This is a genomic window from Methylobacterium sp. WL7, from assembly GCF_008040085.1.
Taxonomy (GTDB): Bacteria; Pseudomonadota; Alphaproteobacteria; order Rhizobiales; family Beijerinckiaceae; genus Methylobacterium; species Methylobacterium mesophilicum.
On record NZ_VRVG01000295.1, the window covers coordinates 1 to 1,757 of the forward strand.

The 1,757-nt window shown below is 68.0% G+C and carries 2 protein-coding genes; both read left to right on the forward strand.

What is annotated here, in order from left to right; genetic code table 11:
* The coding region (locus FV233_RS31000) for a hypothetical protein (RefSeq protein WP_210249522.1) at window positions 1–192 on the forward strand (192 nt) is incomplete at its 5' end.
* Between the two features lie 16 nt (window positions 193–208).
* On the forward strand, window positions 209–1,757 hold a 1,549-nt coding region (gene metG, locus FV233_RS29330; protein ID WP_147899625.1), incomplete at its 3' end, for a methionine--tRNA ligase.

Genomic DNA, 1,757 nt, shown 5'->3' on the forward strand with positions numbered 1-1,757 from the left:
AAAACCCAAGCCGCGGTCTACCGAGCCCGCACGCCAGACCAACGCCCATGTCGCAACCGCCAGGGTTCTGGCAAATCAAACACCTTGAAAGGGCTGGGTCTCGGACCTTTTGAATCCATGATCGTCCGCGCGGCAGCGGCTGTTGCGTCCCCGCCGCTGCCGCGCGACAACGCGGGCAAGCTCCTGCGATGATCCGGAACACCCAGACGTGACGTCCAACGCCCCGGCGCACTCCCAAAAAACCTTCGGCCTCTCGACCGCGATCTCCTACCCCAACGGCGCGCCCCATATCGGCCACGCCTACGAGGTGATCGCCGCAGACGCCATCGCCCGCTTCCACCGGCTCGATGGCTACGACGTGCTGTTCTCCACCGGCACCGACGAGCACGGCCTCAAGATCCAGCAGGCGGCGACCCGGGCCGGCACCAGCCCGCGCGCGTATGTCGACGGCACCGCGGCGCGCTTCCAGGCGATGGCCGACCGGATGGACTGCACCTACGACCGCTTCATCCGCACCACCGAGCCCCGCCACTACGAAGCCGCGCAGGAGATCTGGCGGCGGATGGAGGCCAACGGCGACATCTACCTCGCCACGTATGCCGGCTGGTACTCGGTGCGCGACGAGGCCTATTACGACGAGGCCGAGACCCGCCTGCTGGAGGATGGCAGCCGCCGCAGCCTCGCCACCGACACGCCGGTCGTGTGGATGGAGGAGGAGAATTTTCTCTTCAGGTTGTCCGCCTATCAGGACCGGCTGCTCAAGCTCTACGAGGACCAGCCCGACTTCATCGGGCCGGAAACCCGAAGGAACGAGGTGGCGAGCTTCGTGCGCTCCGGCCTCAAGGACCTCTCGGTCAGCCGCACCAATTTCGACTGGGGCGTGCCGGTGCCGGGGCAGCCCGGCCACGTCATGTATGTCTGGGTCGACGCCCTGACCAACTACCTGACGGTGACGGGCTTCCCCGACGCGGAGCATCCCAAAAAGAAGTTCTGGCCGATGGACCTGCACGTGATCGGCAAGGACATCGTCCGGTTCCACGCGGTCTACTGGCCGGCCTTCCTGATGGCGGCCGGGCTGCCCCTGCCCAAGCGCGTCTTCGGCCACGGCTTCCTGCTTTCCAAGGGCGAGAAGATGTCGAAGTCGCTCGGCAACGTCCTCGATCCGTTCGAGCTCGCCGACACCTACGGGGTCGATCCCGTGCGCTACTTCGTGCTGCGCGAGGTGCCGTTCGGCGGCGACGGCAGCTACAGCCACGAGGCGATCATCGGCCGGATCAACGCCGACCTCGCCAACGACCTCGGCAACCTCGCCCAGCGCTCGCTCTCGATGGTCGCCAAGAACTGCGACGGCGCGGTGCCGGATCCCGGTTCCTTGGACGAGGCCGATCGCGCCCTGCTGGCCCAGGCCGACGCCCTTCCGGACAGGGTGCGGAGCCTGATGGGCGATCTCGCGCTCCACAGCGTTTTGGCCGAGATCTGGGCGGTGGTGGCCGAGGCCAACCGCTACTTCGCCGGCCAGGAGCCGTGGAAACTGCGCAAGTCCGATCCGGCCCGGATGAACGCGGTGCTCTACACGACGCTGGAATCGCTGCGGGCCTTCGGCATCCTGGTCCAGCCGTTCGTTCCGACCGCGGCCTCCAGGCTCCTGGACCTGCTGGCCGTCCCGGCCGACCGGCGCAACCTCGCCGATGCGGGGGAGGGCGGCCGCCTGGTGCCCGGCACCGCTTTGCCCGCCCCGGCCCCGGTCTTCCCCCGGT